This is a genomic window from Ensifer sp. Root278 (assembly GCF_001429285.1).
Classification (GTDB): Bacteria; Pseudomonadota; Alphaproteobacteria; order Rhizobiales; family Rhizobiaceae; genus Ensifer.
In genome coordinates this window covers 55863-77023 of the sequence record NZ_LMJJ01000041.1, presented here as the reverse complement: position 1 = coordinate 77023, position 21161 = coordinate 55863, and the positions used below count along the sequence as shown (strand labels likewise).

Genomic DNA, 21161 nt, shown 5'->3' with positions numbered 1-21161 from the left:
CTGGTTAAAGATTGCTGAACGAACTGAACCGTTCGGTTCGATCGAGCTTGACATAGGCCCTTTCTGGTCGCATATCAAGAGGAAATCGAACCACGCGGTTCGATGACTGAAATTTAATGCAAGCAGGACGGAAACAAGCGACCACCATGAGCACGGTGAAGACCGGAACCCAGGACATGATCCAGCCGAATGTCGGCCAGGACGAAGATCTCTTTTCGATGGGCGGCCGCCACGCCGCCGGCGAGGACCCCGCCAAGCGCGAGCAGATCCTCGAAGGTGCCCGGCGCGCCTTTCTGAGCCAGGGTTTCGACGCTGCCAGCATGAACGACATCACCCGCGAGGCCGGCGTCTCCAAGGGTACGCTCTACGTCTATTTCGAGAACAAGGAAGACCTGTTCAAGGCTCTGATCATCAAGGGCAAGACCCGGGTGGTCCAGACCGCCAAGCACGCGCTCAACGATCACGACGACGTCGAGGAATCGCTCTACGATTTCGGCGTGACGCTGACGACCAGCATGACGGCCGAAGAAACGATCCGCTCCATGCGCATGGTGATCGGCGTGATCGATCGCATGCCGCATCTGGCCGAGCGCTTCTTCAGCGAGGCGCCGGAAAACGGTTATACCGTGCTCAAGGCCTATCTCGACCGGCAGGTTCCTGCCGGTACTCTGGATATCGACAACACCGAGATGGCCGCCCGCCAGTTCATCGAAATGGCGCAGGCCGGGCTCTTCAAGCACCGCCTGTTCGGCGGCATGTGCACCGCACCGCCGAAGGAACAGATCGAGGCGACGGTGACCGCCGCCGTCCGCGTCTTCATGTCCGCCTACGGACCGAAGAAATAGGACGGCTGGCGCCGAACTCTTCCGACCCCTCCGGCGTTACAATCCAGCAATTGCGATCAAGCGCGCCTTCCGGCAAGACCCTATCACCAGGGCGCTGCCAAAGGAGTGATGATGAGTGCCATCGGACGCGCGGTCTGGTTCATCGAGAGCCATTTCGCAAGGGACATATCGCTGGATGAGATCGCCGGGGCCGCTGGCCTCTCGCGCTTCCATCTCTCGCGCGTTTTCGGGCTGGTCACGGGCCGTTCGATCAGCGCCTATATTCGCGGCCGGCGCCTCAGCGATGCCGCTTACGCCCTGGCCGATGGTTCCCTCAGCATTCTTTCGGTAGCCCTCGAAGCGGGCTACGGCTCGCACGAGGCTTTCACCCGCGCCTTTCGCGACCAGTTCGGCGTGACGCCCGAGACGGTGCGCAAGCAAAGGCATGTTCGAAACATCGAACTGATGGAGCCTTTAAGAATGGACGATACCCGCCTTCTCAAGATCGACCCGCCGCGCTTCGAAGACAGCCCGCCCCTGCTTCTGGCGGGCCTAGCGGAAACCTATGCCTACAGCCGCACCGAGGGCATCCCGTCGCTCTGGCAGCGGTTCAACCGCCATTTCGGCAACATAGCCGGCCAGAAGGGCGACATCGCCTATGGTGTCTGCACCCATAGCAATGGCGAGGCCGGAACCTTCCGTTACATGGCAGCCGCGGAAGTCAGCGAAACCGACGACCTGCCGGAGGGCTTTTCGACGCTGAAGCTGCCGAAGCAGCGTTATGCCGTCTTCCTGCACCGCGGCCACATCTCCGCGATCGCCAAGACCGCGGACCATGTCTTCGGCACTTGGTTGCCCGAGTCCGGACTTCAGCACGGCGAAACGCCTGATCTCATCGAACGCTACGACGAGCGCTTCGACCCGCATTCGGGCATGGGCGTCGTCGAACTGTGGATTCCGATCAAATCGTAAACGGTAAAGCGCCGCCGCAAATAGCGGCGGCGCTTGTCACCTCCGCGATGTTTCTTAAATACTTTCGGCGATTCTTGCGCGACGACGCGCCACCCACAAAGGAAGATCGCCGATGCAGGATATCCTGTTGCTTGCCCAAGACCCCGCCGCCTGGGTCGCCCTCGTCACGCTTGTGGTCATGGAGGTGGTTCTCGGCATCGACAACCTGATCTTCATCTCGATCCTCACCAACAAGCTACCACTGGAGCATCGCGAAAGGGCCCGCCGCATCGGCATCGGCCTCGCCCTCGTCATGCGCCTTGCCCTGCTCGGCACCGTTGCCTGGATCGTCAAGCTGACGACGCCGGTGTTCGAGGCCTTCGGCCACGGCTTCTCCTGGAAGGACATGATCCTGATTGCCGGTGGCCTGTTCCTCGTCTGGAAGGCGACCAAGGAAATCCACCACAATGTCGATCCGGCCGATCATGGCGAGGACTTCATCGCGTCTTCGGCGATCAACAGCTTCGGCGCTGCGATCGCTCAGATCCTGTTGCTCGACCTTGTCTTCTCCGTCGACAGCATCATCACCGCCGTTGGCATGACGCCGCACCTGCCGATCATGGTCATCGCCGTGATTGCCGCCGTGACCGTTATGCTCGTCGCCGCCAATCCGCTCGCCAACTTCATCGAGAAGAACCCGACGATCGTCATGCTGGCGCTCGCCTTCCTCTTGATGATCGGCACGACGCTGATTGCCGAAGGCATGGGCCTGCATGTGCCGAAGGGTTACATCTACGCCGCCATGGCTTTCTCGGCCCTTGTCGAAATCCTCAACATGGTCGCGCGCAATGCGCGGCTCCGGAACGCAGGCAAGCTCAACTGACGAGCTGAGCCACGACGGTCTCATCGCGAAAAGGCCCGCATCGCCGATGCGGGCCTTCTTGTTTGCGGGAGTTCACGAAGACGCGGGACCGAACCGACCGGCCGTCAACCGCGAGCCTTCAGCGAAATACAGGATCACTCCTCCTCTTTCGCTGAGCCATGCCGGTGGCTGGCTCCACGCCTTCTGATTGGACAACGCCTCTCCCGAGGAAACGTTCCGCTGACCTCCGGTCCGGTTCAGACGTCTGCGCGATGACCGACTTCGACCAGAATGTTGCCGGGAATGACCACATAGAAGACGTAGGCGCCGTGCCGGTCCTCCGGTGCGATCACCTGGGCGCCGGATCCACGCACCCGCCGGTAGGCGTCGTCGACCTCGGCCCGCGCCGGCAGCAGGAAGCCGATGTGGTAGGTCTGGGCACCGAGGTTCAACTGGTCGCCGCCGCCAAGTGCCGTGATCGGCGGGCTGACGACGAGCACGAGGCCGAAACCATCCGTCAAGCGATAGAAGGCGTCCTTGCCGCGCTTTTCGACCAGCGTCAGGCCGAAATGGTCGATGAGGAAGGAAGCCGTTTCGGCAACGACGGGGCTATAGAGGTCGATATGATTCAGTCGCATGTTCACAGTCTCCGTGTTCGAGAAACGCGGCGGACTGCGTCGATATGCATACCCCGCCGCGGACCGATGCGATTGCATCGGAACCACGTCGTGGGTTCGAACGGGACGTTCGAGCAGAGCTTCGTTAGAAAACCGAAGGGACCGGGCTTACCATATCCGGTCCTGCCTTTTTCGACGCGTCCTGCTTACAGCAGAACGGCCGGACACGGAAGATGGAATGACGATCAGTTCTTTCCGGCGTCCGGATCGATGTGCTGGAGTTCCTGCAAATAGGTGTCGAGACGATCGAACTTCTGCTCCCAGAAGCGGCGGTAACTGTCGAGCCAGCTGTTGACGTCCTTCAGCGGCGCGGCCTCGAGCCGGCACGGGCGCCATTGCGCTTCGCGGCCGCGGCTGATCAGCCCGGCGCGCTCGAGAACCTTGAGATGCTTGGACACTGCCGGCAGGCTCATTGCGAAGGGCTCCGCCAGTTCGCCGACCGAGGCCTCTCCGAGGGCGAGACGGGCAAGGATCGCCCTTCGCGTTGGGTCGGCCAGGGCGGAGAGCGTCGTCGACAAGCGATCTTCCGGCATTTTCTAAAAAACCTTTCAGTTAAATAACCATTCGGTTCATTATCGTCCAGGGCCGGCAGTGTCAACAAAAACCGACGTGGTCCACTTTCCGTTGACATGATCGGTGTTCTATGGTCTCACGCGAGCCGACTGGAATAGCCTGCCGATACCGCTGTTGCGGCACCCTTGCGGGCCTTTCCTTCCCATAAAATGCGCGCCCCGGCGGTCGGATTTCTTTTCCGGCAAGGGGCGAAAAGCACGTCAGACGGGCAAAAAGACCATGGCAAATTCAGCAGTCCGGGTACGCATCGCACCCTCCCCCACCGGCGAGCCGCATGTCGGCACGGCCTATATCGCTCTGTTCAACTACCTCTTTGCGAAGAAACACGGCGGCGAGTTCATCCTGCGCATCGAAGACACCGATGCGACCCGCTCGACGCCGGAGTTCGAACAGAAGGTGCTGGACGCGCTGAAATGGTGCGGGCTCGAATGGTCTGAAGGTCCTGATGTCGGTGGTCCCTATGGCCCCTATCGCCAGAGCGACCGCAAGGACATGTACCGTCCCTATGTCGAGAAGATCGTCGAGAACGGTCACGGCTTCCGCTGCTTCTGCACGCCCGAGCGGCTCGAACAGATGCGCGAGAGCCAGCGCGCCGCCGGCAAGCCGTCGAAGTATGACGGCCTTTGCCTCAACCTTACAGCCGAAGAAGTGACGTCGCGCGTTGCCGCCGGCGAGCCGCATGTCGTGCGCATGAAGATCCCGACCGAGGGTTCGTGCAAGTTTAACGACGGCGTCTATGGCGACGTCGAAATCCCGTGGGATGCCGTCGACATGCAGGTGCTCTTGAAGGCCGACGGCATGCCGACCTACCACATGGCAAACGTCGTCGACGACCATCTGATGAAGATCACCCACGTCGCCCGCGGCGAGGAGTGGCTGGCTTCCGTGCCGAAGCACATCCTGATCTACCAGTACCTCGGCCTCGAACCGCCAAAATTCATGCACCTGTCGCTGATGCGCAATGCCGACAAGTCGAAGCTGTCGAAGCGCAAGAACCCGACGTCGATCTCCTACTACACCGCCCTCGGCTATCTGCCGGAAGCGCTGATGAACTTCCTCGGCCTGTTCTTCATCCAGATCGCCGAAGGCGAGGAGTTGCTCACGATCGACGAGCTCGCGGCAAAGTTCGATCCGGAAAACCTGTCCAAGGCCGGCGCGATCTTCGATATCCAGAAGCTCGACTGGCTGAACGCGCGCTGGATCCGCGAGAAGCTCTCGGAAGACGAGTTCGCTGCCCGTGTGCTTGCCTGGGCGATGGAAAACGACCGCCTGAAGCAGGGCCTGAAGCTCAGCCAGTCGCGCATCTCGAAGCTCGGCGAACTGCCGGATCTCGCAAGCTTCCTGTTCAAGTCCGATCTCGGCCTGCAGCCGGCTGCCTTCGCCGGTGTCAAGTCGACGCCCGAAGAACTGCTCGAGGTCCTCAACGCCGTTCAGCCGGATCTCGAAAAGATCCTCGAATGGAACAAGGAGTCGATCGAAGCGGAACTGCGCGCGGTCGCCGAACGCATGGGCAAGAAGCTGAAGGTCATCGTGGCGCCGCTCTTTGTGGCGGTTTCCGGCTCGCAGCGCTCGTTGCCGCTGTTCGACAGCATGGAAATCCTGGGCCGCGCCGTGGTACGCCAGCGCCTGAAGGTCGCTTCCCAGGTGGTCGCCTCCATGGTCGGCAGCGGAAAGTAAGGAGAGCACGATGAACGACAAGACCGAGACCACTGGCCTCTCCTCCGACGCAACGGAAGTCCGCGCACAGAAGCTGAAGCTGCTGCGCGAACAGATCGGCGACGTCTATCCGGCGCATTTCCACCGGACGATGAGCAATGCCGAACTCACCGCCAAGTACGAAGGCCTGGAACCGGACACCGAGACGCAGGATGTCGTGACCGTTGCCGGCCGCGTCTACTCCTCGCGCAACTCCGGCATGTTCATGGACATCCATGACGCCTCCGGCAAGATTCAGATCTTCAGCCACAAGGACGTGACGAGCGAAGAGGCCCGCGGCCTGCTGCCGATGATCGACATCGGCGACATCATCGGCGTCACCGGCGTCGTGCGCCGTACCAAGCGCGGCGAGCTGACGATCAACGCCCAGGCGATCACCATGCTGACGAAGTCGCTGCTGCCGATGCCCGAGAAGTGGCACGGCCTCTCCGACATCGAAATTCGCTACCGCAAGCGTCACCTCGACATCATGACCAACGAGGAATCGAAGCTGCGCTTTCAGAGCCGCAGCCGCATCGTTTCCGGCATCCGCCGCTTCATGGAAAACGACGGCTTCATGGAAGTCGAAACGCCGATGCTGCATTCGGTCTACGGCGGCGCTACCGCCGAGCCGTTCAAGACGCATCACAACACGCTGAAGCTCGACATGTTCCTGCGCATCGCGCCGGAACTGTACCTGAAGCGCACGCTGGTTTCGGGCCTCACCGACAAGGTCTTCGAGATCAACCGCAACTTCCGCAACGAAGGCGTCTCCACCCGGCACAATCCGGAATTCACCATGATGGAGTGCTACTGGGCCTATGCCGACTACGAGGACATCATGGACCTCGTCGAGCGGCTGTTCGCCGAGCTGGCGATGGCGATCCACGGTTCGACCGAATTTGCCTACGGCGACAAGGAAATCTCCTTCAAGGGTCCGTTCCGCCGCGTGCCGATGCCCGACGCCGTCAAGGAAGCGACAGGCATCGACTTCCTGGCGATGAAGACCGACGAGGAAGCCCGCGCGGCCGCCAAGGCTGCCGGCTTCGAAGTCGAGAAGGACTGGACCTGGGGCGAGTGCCTCGCCTTCATCTTTGAAGAAAAGGTTGAAGGAACGCTGATCCAGCCGGCCCACGTCACGCATTTCCCGAAGGACATCTCGCCCTTCGCCAAGGAAGTGCCGGGCGAACCGCGCCTGGTCGAGCGTTTCGAGACCTATTGCAACGCCTGGGAACTCGGCAACGCCTTCTCGGAACTCAACGACCCGGAAGAGCAGCGCGCCCGCATGGTCGAGCAGCTCGAACAGGCGCATGCTCGCGGCGAAAAGGCCAAGCAGCTCGACGACGAGTTCCTCGATGCCATCGACCAGGGCATGCCGCCGGCCGGTGGCCTCGGCATCGGCGTCGACCGCCTGATCATGCTTCTGACCAATGCGCCGTCGATCCGCGACGTCATCCTCTTCCCGGCACGCCGCCAGAAGGCCGACTGATCAAGGTCGCATTGCCACGAACACGAAGGCCCGCCGCACCAGCGTCGGGCCTTTTATTTTCTGATGATGATCCGACGTCTCGGACGCAGCGTGGTCTCAGTGACCGGCCGGCGCCTCGGCCGTCTCCTCCGGTTCGGCCGCATGTTCGGCACCGCCTGCTTCGGCGGTCTTGGCTTCGGCCGGATCCGCGGACGGATCGATGCACGACGAGTGGTCGTCCATCGCTGCCATCATCATGCGGATATCATCCATCGAGAGATCGACCGTCTTGCCATGAAAGACGCCGACGGAATTCGCCGTACCGGCATTATAGGAAGCGCGGAACGTTTCGCTCATTCCAGGCACGCTCTGCGGGCCCGGAGCGAAAAGCACTTCCGCCCCGATTGCGGCTCCGCGAACCTGCGCCCGATCCTCCGGGCCGGCCGCGTCGAGCACGACGACCTGATAGAGATCGGCGCTCTCGGCCTTCGCCAGCGCGCCGACCACACGCAGGGCCGTGCGCATGCGTGCCTCGCCATCGGCGCGATCGGTCTTGACGTGCATGCGGATCCAGCGCTGGCCGTTATGGCTGAGCTTGAGGGTCCGCAGCATCGTGCATTCGAGACCCGATGTATTCGGCTTGGAAAGCCCCGCCATCAGTGCGTCCCGGCTGACATAGACAGCGGCCCCGCCGGATGCGGCCGACACGCCGAAGGCGGCCGCGAGGATGACGAGCAGCCTCTTCGATGGCCGAAACTTGCCGAGGATAGCCTTCACGAGGGTGACTCCGCCGTCATATCCAGGAATTGCAGAAAAGCCCGAAAGGGCGCGCCTCAACATTAGGCGCGCCACCCTTTCGGAAAGTTTAAGCTGCTGCGAGGGAGCCCGCCATGTCTGCCGGTGCAGCGATGTTCCAACGGAAACCGGCCAGGAAGGCGCTCAGTCTCGGCCCAGGCGCCCGCGAGGGAGATTGACTTTCACAGCCATCTTGCCTCCATTGCGGGCCGTCAAACACAAGAACAAGAAAAGAAGAACGCAATGCACAAAGTCATCTTTGATACGGACCCGGGCATCGACGATGCGATGGCGCTGCTTTTCCTGCATCGTCATCCGGCTATCAACCTGATCGGCATCACCACTGTCTTCGGTAATGCCTCGGTCGAAACCACCACCCGCAATGCGCTGTTCCTGAAGCAGCAATGGGGCATCGATGCACCGGTTGCCAAGGGCCTCGACAAGACCTTCGACCCCGACCGTCCGCATGTCGGCTGGCCGACCTTCATCCACGGCGACGACGGCCTCGGCAACATCGATGTCCCGGAGACTGTCGACCTGCCGATCGACCCGCGCCCGGCGCACCGCTTCATCATCGATACGGTCCGCGCCCATCCGGGCGAAGTGACGCTGATCGCCGTCGGCCGCATGACCAACCTGGCGCTGGCGCTGCGCGAGGATCCGGATTTTGCCGCACTCGTGCGCGAAGTCGTCATCATGGGCGGCGCCTTCGACGTCAACGGCAACATCACACCCGCTGCCGAAGCCAATATCCACGGCGACCCGGAAGCCGCTGACGTGGTGATGACGGCCGCGTGGCCGGTCACCGTCGTCGGCCTCGACGTCACCACCCAGACCGTGATGACCAAGGCGATGATCGCCGACATAGCCGAGCGCGGCGGCGAGGCCGGCAAGCTGCTTGCTGACATCTCGAAGTTCTACGTCACCTTCTACGAGCAGCATGTTCCCGATGGCATGGTCGTGCATGACAGCTGCGCCTGCGCCTATGTCGTGGCGCCCGATCTCTTCACCGTCAGAAGCGGATCGATCCGTGTCGTCTGCGGCGGCATTGCCGACGGCCAGACGATCCAGAGCCCCGACAACAGGCTCTTCCCGCCGAGCCCGTGGGACAATCTGCCAAGCCAGAAGGCCTGCATCGACATCGATGCGGCCCGCACGCTGAAGCTGATCAGCGACACGCTTGTCTTGAACGACTGAACCTGATCGAGGCGCGACCGATGTTGCGCCTTGAAAAACTTGAACAAGATGGCTGGCGGACGCGCGTTCGCCGGCTATCTTTATGTCCATGAAACCGGACGCCCTGCTCTATCCCGCCCCCAAGGGTCTCTACTGCCAGATTGGCGATTTCTACATCGACCCGGTGCAGCCGGTCGAAAGGGCGCTCATTACCCATGGCCATTCCGACCATGCCCGCGCCGGCCACGGCCAGGTGCTCGCCACCCGCGAAACCCTCGACATCATGCGCATTCGTTACGGAGATGGATTCTGCGGCACGAGCCAGGCGGTCGAACTCGGGGAAAGGCTGACGCTGAACGGTGTCGAGGTGGGCTTCCATCCCGCCGGCCACGTGCTTGGCTCGGCACAGATCTCAGTGCATGCCAACGGTATCCGCATCGTCGTCTCCGGCGACTACAAACGGCGACGGGATCCGACCTGCACGGGTTTCGAACCGGTTGCCTGCGACGTGTTCATCACCGAGGCCACCTTCGGTCTGCCGGTCTTCCACCACCCGGACGACCGGGCCGAGACGCGCAAGCTGCTCACCTCGCTTACCCAGTTTCCCGAACGGACCCACGTGGTCGGCGCCTATGCGCTCGGCAAGGCTCAGCGCGTCATCGCGCTCCTGCGCGAAGAGGGCTACCACCAACCGATCTTCATCCACGGCGCCCTGCAGCGGCTCTGCGACTACTACCAGAGCCAGGGCATCGATCTCGGCGAACTTCGTCCGGCAACACTTGCCGCCGACGAAAAGCAGGATTTCAGAGGGACCATCGTGATCGGCCCGCCCGCCGCCTTCGCCGACCGCTGGTCGCGGCGCTTCACCGATCCGATCGCCATCTTCGCCTCCGGCTGGATGCTGATCCGCCAAAGAGCGAAACAGCGCGGCGTCGAACTGCCCTTGGTCATTTCCGACCATTGCGACTGGGCTGAGCTGACTGAGACGATCACCGAGATCGCTCCCGGCGAAGTCTGGGTCACGCACGGCCGCGAGGAAGCACTGGTGCGCTGGTGCGAGCTGCAAGGCATCGCCGCCCGCCCGCTGCACCTCGTCGGTTACGACGACGAGGGAGAGTGACGGGATGCACGCCTTCGCCGAACTGCTCGATCGCCTCGTCCTGAGCCCGCAGCGCAACGCCAAGATCCGCCTGCTTGCCGATTACTTCCGGACGGCGCCGGATCCGAGCCGCGGCTACGCGCTCGCGGCGATCGCCGGTACGCTGTCGCTGAACACGGTCAAGCCGGCGATGATCCGGGACCTGCTCCTCGAACGCATGGACGCGGTGCTCTTCCAGTACTCCTACGACTATGTCGGCGACCTCGCCGAAACGGTCTCGCTCGTCTGGGAACCCCCGGTTGGTACGGTTCAATCGGACATCCCGCTGGGTGCCGCCATCGAGCGCCTGCAGATGACCGGGCGCGCCGACGTGCGCAGCGTCGTGCGCGACATGCTCGACCACCTGGACACCTCGGCGCGCTTCGCCTTCCTCAAGCTGGTGACCGGAGGCCTGCGCATCGGTGTATCGGCGAAGCTCGCCAAACAGGCGCTTGCCGACATGGGCGGCAAGGATGTCGCCGAAATCGAGACGCTCTGGCACGGCCTGTCACCGCCCTATCTGCCGCTCTTCCGCTGGCTCTTGGGCGAGGCGGAGAAGCCCGAGCTTTCGACGCCGGCGGTCTTCCACTCGGTCATGCTCGCCAATCCCGTCGGTGAGGGCGATCTCGACGCGCTCGACCCCAGGGATTTCGCGGCCGAATGGAAGTGGGACGGGATCCGCGTACAGCTTGCCAATATAGGCGGCGTCAAACGTCTTTACTCCCGCAGCGGCGACGAGATTTCCGGCGCCTTTCCCGATGTACTCGAAGCCGCCGACTTCACCGGCGTCATCGACGGCGAACTGCTCGTCGGCGGCACGGCACGCACCAATCGCGCAACCCGAAGCTTCGCCGACCTGCAACAGCGCCTGAACCGCAAGACCGTCAGCCACAAGCTTCTCGATGCCTACCCCGCCTTCATCCGCGCCTATGACATTCTCTTTTCGGGCGAAGAGGACGTTCGCCCGCAAGGCTTTGTCACAAGAAGGGCAATGCTTGCCGATCTCGTGGAAAGCGCTGCACCACAGCATTTCGACCTGTCGCCGCTGGTGCCGTTCTCGTCCTGGGAAGAGCTTGACCGGCTGCGCGCCGACCCGCCCGACCCGGTCATCGAAGGCATCATGCTGAAACGGCTCGATTCGCCCTATACGCCCGGCCGTGTCAAAGGGCCCTGGTTCAAGTGGAAGCGTGCGCCCTTTAATATCGACGCGGTGCTGATGTATGCACAGCGCGGTCACGGCAAGCGATCGAGCTACTACTCCGATTACACCTTCGGCGTCTGGACTGTCATCGACGGGAAGGAAACGCTGGTACCGGTCGGCAAGGCCTATTTCGGCTTCACCGACGCCGAGCTGGAGCTTCTCGACCGTTTCGTCAGGGACAACACAACCGACCGTTTCGGACCCGTCCGTGCCGTCAGGGCCGAACCCGATTTCGGTTTCGTCGTCGAGGTCGCCTTCGAAGGCATCAACCGCTCGACCCGGCACAAATCCGGCGTCGCGATGCGTTTCCCCCGCATTGCCCGCCTGCGACAGGACAAGCTGCCGCGCGACGCCGATCGCCTGGAGACACTGCAAGCCATGATCGAAGCCCGGGAAGGCGCGTAGCATCGCGCTATTCATCCGGAAATCTCGGAACACCGGCGACCGCTGAGCGTTGGGAGGGGCTATCAACCGAAAGGTGGTGTTCCATGCCAGCCAAATCGAAGGCTCAGCAGAAGGCAGCCGGTGCGGCCCTGGCCGCAAAACGCGGAGAGACCAAGAAGTCCAGTCTCAAGGGCGCCTCCCGCGAGATGGAAAAATCCATGACGGAAGGCGAACTCAAGGAACTCGCCGAGACCAAGCGCAAGAAGCTACCCGAGCGCAAGGGTGGCTGAATGCGAAACCTCGTATAAAAGAGCCGACTAAAACAAGAATTATTAAGACCCTTTTGGGATCATCCCGGTCGATACACAGCCATTCGCGTGCCGCCGGGGTGATTTGTGCCTGCCAGACATGCTTTCAACCTCGGAATGAAGAGGCTCTCCAGGGTTTTAACGCCAAGCTACCTTCCGGCGGTCATCGCGGCTTTCGTGGTCCTGGTGGCCGGCATCCTGGCGGACAATCAGAACCAGGTGGTGGCCGAGGCGCGCTTGCGCGCACGGGTCGCCGAAGAGCTCAATCCCATCCGCTCCAAGCTCGAAGCCAACGTCAACGGCAATATCCAGCTCGTGCGCGGCTTGATCGGCACGCTCGTCACCGAGCCGGGCATGGATCAGAAGCGCTTCGCCGCCCTTTCGCGCAGCATCTTTACCGAACGCTCGCAACTGCGCAGCATCGCTGCCGCGCCGAACCTCGTCGTCTCGCTCGTCTACCCGCTCAAAGGAAATGAGAAGGCGCTGGGGCTCGATTACCGCAAGAACGAGTTGCAGCGCGCTGCCGTCATGCGCGTCAAGAACACCAGGCAGATGGTGCTTGCCGGCCCGGTGGATCTCGTCCAGGGCGGGCGTGGGCTGATCGGCCGCTTCCCGGTAATGATCGACGCCGGCGGCGGCAGCAATCGCTTCTGGGGCATCGTCTCCGCCATCATCGACATCGACCGCCTCTATCGTGACAGCGGCCTCCTTTCCGAACAGCCCGGCATAGATATCGCCATAGCCGGGCGCGACGGCACCGGCGCGGAAGGGCAGGTCTTCTTTGGCGACCCCGCGATCTTCAAGCATTCGCCGGTCGGGATGACCGTGCTGTTGCCGGGCGGCTCCTGGCGCATCGCAGCCGTTCCCAGGGGCGGCTGGCCGACGACGGCCGGCAATGCCTGGTTCATCCGCGGATTGATCGTTCTCGGCGGCTTGATGATCATCCTGCCGATGGTGCTGACCGGTCGCCTGATGAGCGAGCGGCAGATGAACATCCGCGCGCTGAGGCACAGCAAGGCGCAGCTGCAAGAGCTCTCCCATCGGCTGAAGATCGCGCTGGACTCCTCGCAGATCGGCATTTGGGAGCTGGATATTGCGAGCGGCAAGCTGCTTTGGGACGACCGGATGCGCGAACTCTACGGTCGCGCCGGCTCCACCCGCGAGACCTATGAGGACTGGAGGAGCGCCCTTTATTCCGACGATCTCCAGCGCGCCGAGGCCGAGTTCGTAGAAGCGCTCGAGACGGGCGACGCCTACAACTCGGACTTCTGCATCTGCCTCCCAGACGGCAGTTTGCGTCACATTCGCGCGATCGGCTCTGCCTATATCGGCGCCGATGGCATGCGGAAGGTCGTCGGGGTCAACTGGGACGTCACCGCCGACTTCGAGACCCGCGAAACCCTGTTCGAAGCCAAGCGCATGGCCGAGGCGCACAGCGTCGAGCTCGAGGCGGCGCGCCATCGCATGGAATTCAATGCCCTGCACGATCCGCTGACCGGCCTGCCGAACCGCCGGTTCCTCGATCAGGTCCTGGCCGAGCGCAACAGGCATTTCGCGCCGGAAGCCCGGCTCAGCATATTCCACATGGACCTCGACCGGTTCAAGCAGATCAACGATACGCTCGGCCACGCCGCCGGCGACGAAATCCTGCGCCATGCCGCCGAGCTGCTCCGGGGCAATGCGGATGCCAGGGACTTCGTTGCTCGCATCGGCGGCGATGAGTTCGTCATCGTTCGCCAGGATGGCGGGATGGAACCGGACGCCACACTCGCGTCCCGCATCATTGAGGCGATGAGCGTGCCCGTCCGCTACAAGGACCAGGAGTGCCGCATCGGCGTCAGCATCGGCATTGCTGCCCAGGCCAAGGCAACGGATGATCTGTCGCACGTGCTGGTCAATGCCGATATTGCGCTCTACGAAGCCAAGCGCCGCGGCCGCAACCGGCACGAGACCTTTACCGGTGAGCTGAAGACGGCCGTTTTCAAGACCAAGCAAACGGCCGACGAGATCCTTCGCGGGCTGGAGCACAACGAGTTCATCGCCCATTTCCAGCCGCAGTTCTGCCCGCGATCCCTCGACATAACAGGTGTCGAGGCACTGGCGCGCTGGGATCATCCATCCAAGGGACTGCTCGGCCCGCATACCTTCCTGAAGACGGCGGAAGACATCAACGTGGTCGCGTCGATCGACCAGGCAATCCTGGAACAGGCGCTGTTCCAGATCTACCGCTGGGAGGCGGGCGGCATCCATATTCCCAAGGTCTCGGTCAATCTGTCCTATGCACGGCTTCACGATGAAAACCTGATCGATCGCCTCGAACAATTGCAAATTCCGGCGGGCCGCCTGTCCTTCGAACTACTGGAATCGATCTCCTTCGACGAGGGCGACGTGACGGTGCTTTCCAACATCCGCAGGATCAAGGAGCTCGGCATCGACATCGAGATCGACGATTTCGGCACCGGCTATGCCTCGATCCTGAGCCTTCTGAAGCTGACCCCGCGGCGGCTGAAGATCGATCGCCAGCTCGTCCTGCCGATCCTCGACTCGCCCGCCGAAAAGCGCCTCGTCGAATCGATCATCGATATCGGCACGTCGCTCGGCATCGAAGTGATCGCCGAAGGCGTCGAGACGCTGGAACACGCCCATATCCTGAAGGAACTCGGCTGCCACGGGCTGCAAGGCTATGCCTTCGCGCGGCCGATGAACGCCAACGACCTCGCGACCTTCGCCTTCGAGCGCCGCTGGCTTGCGGCCTGAGAAGCACGCCGGCCTGCTGCAAAAAACACGGTGCGTGCATTTTTCGCACCGGTAAGGCTTGGCAGCTTTGCCGCGAATCGCCATAAAAACAATTGCCTGCCTCCACGTCTTGGGATCGGCGGCATCACCTGCGGCAGTCGCTGATGCGACCGCCCTTTCGGGCCTCTAGGGCGTCCCGCTTCAAGGGCAACCCACTGAAGCGGAAAAGATGCTCTAGATTCAACATCCTGGTGCGTCCCCTGTGCGTTCTTTTGAAAGCACGGCGCTCTGGTGCCCGCTCTCCATGAAACCCGAACGAAGGGAACGGTACGATCGAATACGCGGGAAAATTGCTTTCTGTCTTCATTCTCGCCCCATTTGCGGGAAGCCTCCTTGCAATCTTCTTTCCGCCCGATCAACGCGGTGCGACAGCCTGGTTCGCAGGAACGATCGCGCTCCTGTGTTTCCTCGTCGCCGCCAGCCTCTATCCCTTCGTCACCTCGGGCGGCGTGCTGCGCTACGACATCGCCTGGCTCCCTGAACTCGGCCTCAATTTCACGCTCAGGATGGACGGCTTCGCCTGGCTCTTCACGGTGCTGGTGACAGCGATCGGCGTACTCGTCGTGATTTACGCCCGCTATTACATGGCCGCGGAAGACCCGGTGCCGCGCTTCCTGGCGCTGTTTCTTGCCTTCATGGGCTCGATGCTCGGCGTCGTGCTTTCAGGCAATCTCATCCTGCTTGCGGTCTTCTGGGAACTGACGAGCATCGTTTCGTTCCTCCTGATCGGCTACTGGCACCACAATGCCCATGCCCGCGACGGCGCCCGCATGGCGTTGACCGTGACCGGCACGGGCGGCCTCTGCATGCTCGTCGGCCTCCTGCTGATGGGCCGCATCGTCGGCAGCTACGACCTCGACGTCGTGCTGGCGTCGGGCGATCTGATCCGCAACTCGCCGCTCTATATGCCTGTCCTGATCCTGGTCCTGCTCGGCGCATTGACGAAAAGCGCGCAGTTCCCGTTCCACTTCTGGCTGCCGCACGCGATGTCGGCACCGACGCCGGTCTCCGCCTACCTGCACTCCGCAACCATGGTGAAGGCAGGCGTCTTCCTGCTTGTGCGCCTGTGGCCTGTGATGGCCGGTACCGAGGCCTGGTTCTGGATCGTCGGCCTTGCCGGGCTCTCCACCCTGCTGCTCGGCGCCTATTTCGCCATCTTCCAGCAGGACCTCAAAGGCCTGCTGGCCTATTCCACCATCAGCCATCTCGGCCTGATCACGGTGCTGTTGAGCCTCGGCAGCCCGCTTGCAGCCGTCGCCGCGGTCTTCCACATCGTCAACCACGCCACCTTCAAAGCGTCGCTGTTCATGGCGGCGGGCATCATCGACCACGAGACCGGCACGCGTGACATGCGCAAGCTCGGCGGGCTGATCCGCTACATGCCGGGAACGGCGGTGCTCGCCATGGTGGCGAGCGCTGCCATGGCTGGTGTTCCGCTTCTGAACGGCTTCATCTCGAAGGAAATGTTCTTCGCCGAGGCGATCGAAACGCACCAGGCCAACATCCTCGACACGATGACGCCCTACGTCGCGACGCTCGCCGGCATGTTCGCGGTCACCTATTCGCTACGCTTCATCCATAGCGTCTTCTTCGGCAACACGCCGGAGGATCTGCCAAAGGTGCCGCACGAGCCGCCGCGCTGGATGCGCGTACCGATCGAATTTTTGGTGCTCGCCTGCCTGGTCGTCGGCATCATTCCGGCGATCACCATTGGTCCGTTCCTGCACACGGCGGTCGTATCGATCCTGGGTGCCAGCACGCCACACTACAGCCTCTCCGTCTGGCATGGCTGGAACCTGCCGCTGATCATGAGCTTCGTGGCGCTGGCGGGCGGCGTCGGCCTCTATTTCCTGATGCGCAATTATCTTGCGACCAGCATCGAGGGGCCGCCGATCTTCCGCGTGCTGCACGGCCAGCGCATCTTCGAGCGCGTGCTCGTGACGCTCTCCTGGAAATGGGCGCGTTCGCTCGAACAACGGCTCGGCACCCGGCGGCTGCAGCCGCAGATGCGCTTCCTCGTCTTCATCGCCGTCGCCGCCGGTGCGCTGCCGCTGCTTCTGAGCAAATACGAGCTGCCGCCGCTTCTGGTTCGCAGCATCGATCCGGCCTTCGCGCTGCTCTGGGCGGTCGGCATCGCCTGCGCGATCGGCGCGGCGCTGCTGGCAAAATTCCACCGGCTCGCCGCGCTCGTGCTGCTTGGCGGCGCCGGTCTCACCACTTGCCTGACCTTCGTTTGGCTTTCGGCGCCGGACCTTGCCGTGACTCAGCTGCTCGTCGAGATCGTCACGACGGTCCTGATCCTGCTTGGTCTTCGCTGGCTGCCGAAGCGCATCGAGGATACGCAGGAATCGGAGCTGCTTTCGCTCAGGGTCCGCTTCCGCCGCCTGCGCGACTTCCTGCTGGCTATCGCCGCCGGCGGCGGCGTGGCGCTCATCGCCTATACGATGATGACCCGGCCGATGCCCGAGACGATCGCCAGCTACTTCCTCGAGCGCGCCTACAAGGAGGGCGGCGGCACCAACGTCGTCAACGTCATCCTCGTCGACTTCCGCGGCTTCGACACGCTCGGCGAAATCGCCGTTCTGGCAATCGTCGCGCTCACGGTCTTCGCTCTGCTCCTGCGCTTCCGCCCGCAGGCCGACAGTCTGGAGGCACCGGAACAGCAGCGCGTCCAGAACGCCTTCGACGACGACCACCCGGATCGCAGCAAGGGCGACAGCGTCGCCGAGTATCTGTTCGTGCCTTCTGTGATCATGCGCTGGATGTTCCCGGTCATCGGCATGCTCGCCGCCTATCTGTTCCTGCGCGGCCATGACCTGCCGGGCGGCGGCTTTGCGGCAGGCATCGCCATGTCGATCGGCTTTATCCTGCAATACATGTCCGGCGGCACCCGCTGGGTCGAGGAACGGCTGCGCATCCATCCGCTGCGCTGGATGAGCATCGGTCTGCTGGTTGCCGCGACCACCGGCATCGGCTCCTGGCTCTTCGGTTATCCGTTCCTCACCTCGCACGCGCAATACGTGACGCTGCCGATCGTCGGGAAGTTCCCGCTCGCCAGCGCGCTGTTCTTCGATCTCGGCGTCTTCTCGCTGGTGCTCGGCGCAACGGTGCTGATCCTCATCGCCCTTGCCCACCAGTCGATCCGTGCGCCGCGTGCCCATGCCCGCGCCACGCGGAGCGGAAAGGAGGCCCGCTAATGGAGATCATCCTCTCTGTCGCGATCGGCGTGCTGACCGCATCGGGCGTCTACCTGCTGCTGCGTCCGCGCACCTACCAGGTGATCATCGGCCTCTCGCTGCTTTCCTATGCGGTCAACCTCTTCATCTTCGGCATGGGGCGTCTTCGCGTGAACGCGCCGCCGGTGCTGGAACCCGGCGGCGTCGGCGACCTCAGCCGCTATACCGATCCGGTGCCGCAGGCGCTCGTCCTGACCGCGATCGTCATCGGCTTCGCGATGACCGCGCTCTTCCTCGTCGTGCTGCTCGCCTCGCGCGGCTTCACGGGCACCGACCACGTCGACGGCCGGGAGCAGCGCCATGACTAACTGGGTGCACCACCTGCTGATTCTGCCGATCCTGCTGCCGCTGATGGTCGGTGCCGCGATGATCCCGATCGACGAGCGCAACCGCATGCTGAAGGGCGTGATGGGCTTCGTCTCGACGCTCGCGCTTTTCATCCTCTCGATGGTGCTGATGCGCATCGCCTCGTTAGACGGCGCCCCCGCCGGCAGCGGCGTCTATCAACTCGGCAACTGGCCGGCGCCCTTCGGGATCGTGCTGGTGCTCGACCGCCTGTCGGCGCTGATGCTGTGCCTGACGAGCGGACTGGCGCTTGCCGCCCAGGCCTATTCGATCGCGCGCTGGCACACGGCCGGCCACCACTTCCATTCGCTGGTCCAGCTGCTGATCGCCGGTCTCAACGGCTCGTTCCTGACCGGCGACCTCTTCAACCTCTTCGTCTTCTTCGAGATGATGCTGGCGGCATCCTACGGCCTGCTGCTGCACGGCTCCGGGCCGCTCCGCGTCAAGGCGGGCCTGCATTACGTTGCTATCAACCTCGCTGCCTCATCGCTCTTCCTGATCGGCGTCAGCCTGATCTATGGCGCGACCGGCACGCTCAACATGGCCGATCTGTCGATGAAACTGGCGACGCTCTCGCCGGATGACCGCCAGATGGTTGAGGTCGGAGCGGGCGTGCTCGGCGTCGCCTTCCTGGTGAAGGCCGGCATGTGGCCCTTGAGCTTCTGGCTGCCGACAGCCTATTCGGCCGCGACACCGCCGGTGGCCGCCGTCTTCGCGATCCTGACCAAGGTCGGCATTTACGTCATCCTCAGGCTTTCGCTGCTGGTCTTCGGCGCCAGCGCCGGCGCTTCCGCAGGCTTCGGCCAACCGATCCTGCTTCTGGGTGGCCTGCTGACAATCGCCTTCGGCGCGATCGGCGTGCTGGCCTCCCAGGCAATGGGCCGTCTGGCCGCCTATTCGGTGCTCGTTTCTTCCGGCACCCTGCTCGCCGCAATCGGCCTCGGCCATCCGAGCATGATTGCCGGCGCGCTGTTCTATCTCGTCAGCTCGACACTGACGATCTCCGCCTTTTTCCTCTTGATCGAACTGGTCGAGCGTGGCCGTGACGCCGGCGCCGACGTTCTGGCGGTGACGATGGAAGCCTACGGCGATGCCGACGAGGACGAGGAGGAAGAAGTGGTCGGCGCCGCGATCCCCGGCACCATGGCGATCCTCGGCCTCTGCTTCTGCCTTTGCGCCCTGCTGCTCGCCGGCCTGCCGCCGCTCTCCGGCTTCGTCGCCAAATTCGCGATCCTCGGCGGTCTTTTCGGCCTGTCGGGAGCCGAAGCCACTCCGGCGATTTCCGCAGCCGACTGGACCTATGTCACCCTCTTGATCGTCTCCGGTCTCGCCGCGATGATCGCCATGAACCGCGTCGGCATCCGCACTTTCTGGGCGTCGATTGAAAACACCGTGCCGCGGGTGGTCGTCATCGAGATCACACCCGTCGTCGTGTTGCTCGCCACCTGCATATACCTCAGCGTGCAGGCCGGCCCGACGATGCGCTACATGCAGGCGACGGCGGACTCGCTTCTGAACCCGGCAGGCTATGCAGAACGCGTACTCACCGCACCGCGGGCGGGAGGGCAATAGCCGATGCGCACCTGGTTTCCCTACCCGCTTCTTTCGGCGGGTTTGCTCGCCATCTGGCTGCTGCTCAATCAGTCGGTCGCCCCCGGCACGATCCTCATGGGTTCCGTGCTCGCCACCGGTCTCGGCTGGGTGACGCTCAAGCTCGGTCTCGCCCGTTCGCACCCGCGGCGGGTCCTGCTGATGCTGCGTTTCGGCTTTACCATTGCGCTCGACATCATCCGATCCAACCTGGCCGTCGCTGCCGTCATTCTAAGGGGCCGACGCAGACCGCCGAATTCCGGCTTCCTGACCGTCGATATCGATCTCGATGACGAAAATGCCCTGGCGCTGCTCGCCTGCGTCATGACGGCGACGCCGGGAACGGCCTGGCTCGAATACGATCGCCTGCGCAAATCCCTGCTCTTCCATGTGCTCGACATGGAGAACGAGCGCGTTTGGATCGATACGGTCAAGCGCTACGAGGCCGCCTTGAAGGAGATATTCGGATGATGGAACTCACGATCATCTGGTCGATCCTGATTGCCCAGATCATGCTCGGCCTGGCTATGGCCTTCGCCTTCTACCGCATGGTGAGAGGACCGCGCGCGCAGGATCGCATCCTCGGCCTCGACACGCTCTACATCAACGCCATGCTGATGCTGCTCACCTTCGGCATCCGCACGGCAAACTCGATCTATTTCGAATCGGCGTTGATCGTCGCGCTGATCGGTTTCGTTTCGTCGATCGCCTTCGGCAAGTTCCTGATGCGCGGGGAGATCATCGAATGAGCCATGTCACCGACCTTCCCGTCTGGGCGGCCATTCTGGTCTGCGGGCTCACCGTTCTGGGCGCTGCCATAGCGCTGATCGGCTCGGTCGGCCTGCTGCGGTTTACCAGCTTTTACGAACGGCTGCATGCGCCGACGCTGGCAACCAGCGGCGGCGTGCTGCTGATCTGCACAGCCTCGATCATCTGCTTCGCCGTGCTGCAGAGCCGCTGGGTGTTCCACGAAATCCTGATCATCGTCTTCGTTCTCGTCACCACACCGATGACGCTGATGCTGCTCGGGCAGGCCGCACTCTATCGCGACCGCGTGGAAGAAAAACACGGCGTGCCGCTCAAGCAGCGTCCGCCGCGCGAAGAACCGGTAGAATAGGTTTCAGCTTGCGCAAAGACGCAGA

At 62.9% G+C, this 21161-nt stretch carries 19 protein-coding genes; 16 read left to right on the top strand and 3 right to left on the bottom strand.

Features of this window, described 5'->3' with window-relative positions; genetic code table 11:
- Positions 1-146 precede the first annotated feature (146 nt).
- From ASE60_RS26280 to ASE60_RS26270, 3 genes are all read left to right on the top strand, one after another.
- Entirely contained in the window at positions 147-845 is a 699-nt protein-coding gene (locus ASE60_RS26280; protein WP_057254544.1) for a TetR/AcrR family transcriptional regulator, read from the top strand.
- Between the two features lie 111 nt (positions 846-956).
- Positions 957-1796, top strand: coding sequence for an AraC family transcriptional regulator (locus ASE60_RS26275; RefSeq protein ID WP_057254818.1), 840 nt, complete (start codon positions 957-959; stop codon positions 1794-1796).
- A 112-nt stretch (positions 1797-1908) separates the two neighbouring features.
- On the top strand, positions 1909-2658 hold the full coding sequence (locus tag ASE60_RS26270; RefSeq protein WP_057254543.1) for a TerC family protein: 750 nt from the start codon (positions 1909-1911) through the stop codon (positions 2656-2658).
- Positions 2659-2894: 236 nt separating this feature from the next.
- Here the strand turns inward: ASE60_RS26270 and ASE60_RS26265 are convergent, their stop codons facing one another.
- Positions 2895-3275: a VOC family protein gene (locus ASE60_RS26265; protein ID WP_057254542.1), complete on the bottom strand. Its 381-nt coding sequence runs from the start codon at positions 3273-3275 to the stop codon at positions 2895-2897.
- Between the two features lie 224 nt (positions 3276-3499).
- Entirely contained in the window at positions 3500-3847 is a 348-nt protein-coding gene (locus ASE60_RS26260) for a metalloregulator ArsR/SmtB family transcription factor (protein WP_057254541.1), read from the bottom strand.
- A gap of 259 nt (positions 3848-4106) precedes the next feature.
- Between ASE60_RS26260 and gltX the strand changes: the two genes are divergently transcribed.
- Positions 4107-5564 (top strand): glutamate--tRNA ligase, encoded by a 1458-nt coding sequence (gene gltX / locus ASE60_RS26255; protein WP_057254540.1) that lies wholly within the window; start codon positions 4107-4109, stop codon positions 5562-5564.
- Positions 5565-5574: 10 nt separating this feature from the next.
- Positions 5575-7071, top strand: a complete 1497-nt coding sequence (gene lysS / locus ASE60_RS26250; protein ID WP_057254539.1) for a lysine--tRNA ligase — start codon at positions 5575-5577, stop codon at positions 7069-7071.
- Positions 7072-7167: 96 nt separating this feature from the next.
- Here the strand turns inward: lysS and ASE60_RS26245 are convergent, their stop codons facing one another.
- On the bottom strand, positions 7168-7827 hold the full coding sequence (locus tag ASE60_RS26245) for a hypothetical protein (RefSeq protein WP_057254817.1): 660 nt from the start codon (positions 7825-7827) through the stop codon (positions 7168-7170).
- Between the two features lie 261 nt (positions 7828-8088).
- On the opposite strand from ASE60_RS26245, the gene ASE60_RS26240 reads away from it, so the two are divergent.
- From ASE60_RS26240 to mnhG, 11 genes are all read left to right on the top strand, one after another.
- Complete coding sequence (locus tag ASE60_RS26240; RefSeq protein ID WP_057254538.1) at positions 8089-9042, top strand: nucleoside hydrolase; 954 nt, start codon at positions 8089-8091, stop codon at positions 9040-9042.
- 88 nt (positions 9043-9130) lie between these two features.
- A complete protein-coding gene (locus tag ASE60_RS26235) occupies positions 9131-10141 on the top strand; it encodes a ligase-associated DNA damage response exonuclease (RefSeq protein WP_057254816.1) in 1011 nt (336 codons plus the stop codon).
- 4 nt (positions 10142-10145) lie between these two features.
- On the top strand, positions 10146-11765 hold the full coding sequence (locus ASE60_RS26230; protein ID WP_057254537.1) for a cisplatin damage response ATP-dependent DNA ligase: 1620 nt from the start codon (positions 10146-10148) through the stop codon (positions 11763-11765).
- 83 nt (positions 11766-11848) lie between these two features.
- The gene (locus ASE60_RS26225; protein ID WP_057254536.1) at positions 11849-12034 is read left to right on the top strand and encodes a DUF3008 family protein; all 186 of its coding nucleotides are present in this window, start codon (positions 11849-11851) and stop codon (positions 12032-12034) included.
- 135 nt (positions 12035-12169) lie between these two features.
- Positions 12170-14809 carry an EAL domain-containing protein gene (locus ASE60_RS26220; protein WP_057254535.1) on the top strand — a complete coding sequence of 880 codons (2640 nt, stop codon included), beginning with the start codon at positions 12170-12172 and terminating at the stop codon, positions 14807-14809.
- A gap of 311 nt (positions 14810-15120) precedes the next feature.
- Positions 15121-18045 carry a monovalent cation/H+ antiporter subunit A gene (locus tag ASE60_RS26215; RefSeq protein ID WP_348272238.1) on the top strand — a complete coding sequence of 975 codons (2925 nt, stop codon included), beginning with the start codon at positions 15121-15123 and terminating at the stop codon, positions 18043-18045.
- Positions 18045-18392, top strand: a complete 348-nt coding sequence (locus ASE60_RS26210) for a Na+/H+ antiporter subunit C (RefSeq protein ID WP_057254533.1) — start codon at positions 18045-18047, stop codon at positions 18390-18392. Before ASE60_RS26215 ends, ASE60_RS26210 begins: the two co-directional genes overlap by 1 nt.
- Entirely contained in the window at positions 18385-20001 is a 1617-nt protein-coding gene (locus tag ASE60_RS26205; RefSeq protein WP_057254532.1) for a monovalent cation/H+ antiporter subunit D, read from the top strand. Before ASE60_RS26210 ends, ASE60_RS26205 begins: the two co-directional genes overlap by 8 nt.
- Before the next feature lie 3 nt (positions 20002-20004).
- Positions 20005-20490, top strand: coding sequence for a Na+/H+ antiporter subunit E (locus ASE60_RS26200; protein ID WP_057254531.1), 486 nt, complete (start codon positions 20005-20007; stop codon positions 20488-20490).
- On the top strand, positions 20487-20768 hold the full coding sequence (locus ASE60_RS26195) for a K+/H+ antiporter subunit F (RefSeq protein ID WP_057254530.1): 282 nt from the start codon (positions 20487-20489) through the stop codon (positions 20766-20768). The genes ASE60_RS26200 and ASE60_RS26195 overlap by 4 nt, the downstream gene beginning before the upstream one ends.
- Positions 20765-21136 carry a monovalent cation/H(+) antiporter subunit G gene (gene mnhG / locus ASE60_RS26190; protein WP_057254529.1) on the top strand — a complete coding sequence of 124 codons (372 nt, stop codon included), beginning with the start codon at positions 20765-20767 and terminating at the stop codon, positions 21134-21136. Before ASE60_RS26195 ends, mnhG begins: the two co-directional genes overlap by 4 nt.
- The last annotated feature ends 25 nt before the right edge of the window (positions 21137-21161 follow it).

What these genes read in the sequence shown, in the direction of transcription:
- ASE60_RS26260 (WP_057254541.1), bottom strand. Translation starts at nt 3,847, where the DNA reads ATGCCGGAAGATCGCTTGTCGACGACGCTCTCCGCCCTGGCCGACCCA.
- ASE60_RS26265 (WP_057254542.1), bottom strand. Translation starts at nt 3,275, where the DNA reads ATGCGACTGAATCATATCGACCTCTATAGCCCCGTCGTTGCCGAAACG.
- ASE60_RS26195 (WP_057254530.1), top strand. Translation starts at nt 20,487, where the DNA reads ATGATGGAACTCACGATCATCTGGTCGATCCTGATTGCCCAGATCATG.
- ASE60_RS26200 (WP_057254531.1), top strand. Translation starts at nt 20,005, where the DNA reads ATGCGCACCTGGTTTCCCTACCCGCTTCTTTCGGCGGGTTTGCTCGCC.
- ASE60_RS26235 (WP_057254816.1), top strand. Translation starts at nt 9,131, where the DNA reads ATGAAACCGGACGCCCTGCTCTATCCCGCCCCCAAGGGTCTCTACTGC.
- ASE60_RS26220 (WP_057254535.1), top strand. Translation starts at nt 12,170, where the DNA reads ATGAAGAGGCTCTCCAGGGTTTTAACGCCAAGCTACCTTCCGGCGGTC.
- ASE60_RS26230 (WP_057254537.1), top strand. Translation starts at nt 10,146, where the DNA reads ATGCACGCCTTCGCCGAACTGCTCGATCGCCTCGTCCTGAGCCCGCAG.
- ASE60_RS26210 (WP_057254533.1), top strand. Translation starts at nt 18,045, where the DNA reads ATGGAGATCATCCTCTCTGTCGCGATCGGCGTGCTGACCGCATCGGGC.
- ASE60_RS26275 (WP_057254818.1), top strand. Translation starts at nt 957, where the DNA reads ATGAGTGCCATCGGACGCGCGGTCTGGTTCATCGAGAGCCATTTCGCA.
- gltX (WP_057254540.1), top strand. Translation starts at nt 4,107, where the DNA reads ATGGCAAATTCAGCAGTCCGGGTACGCATCGCACCCTCCCCCACCGGC.
- ASE60_RS26270 (WP_057254543.1), top strand. Translation starts at nt 1,909, where the DNA reads ATGCAGGATATCCTGTTGCTTGCCCAAGACCCCGCCGCCTGGGTCGCC.
- ASE60_RS26205 (WP_057254532.1), top strand. Translation starts at nt 18,385, where the DNA reads ATGACTAACTGGGTGCACCACCTGCTGATTCTGCCGATCCTGCTGCCG.
- lysS (WP_057254539.1), top strand. Translation starts at nt 5,575, where the DNA reads ATGAACGACAAGACCGAGACCACTGGCCTCTCCTCCGACGCAACGGAA.
- ASE60_RS26225 (WP_057254536.1), top strand. Translation starts at nt 11,849, where the DNA reads ATGCCAGCCAAATCGAAGGCTCAGCAGAAGGCAGCCGGTGCGGCCCTG.
- ASE60_RS26240 (WP_057254538.1), top strand. Translation starts at nt 8,089, where the DNA reads ATGCACAAAGTCATCTTTGATACGGACCCGGGCATCGACGATGCGATG.
- mnhG (WP_057254529.1), top strand. Translation starts at nt 20,765, where the DNA reads ATGAGCCATGTCACCGACCTTCCCGTCTGGGCGGCCATTCTGGTCTGC.
- ASE60_RS26280 (WP_057254544.1), top strand. Translation starts at nt 147, where the DNA reads ATGAGCACGGTGAAGACCGGAACCCAGGACATGATCCAGCCGAATGTC.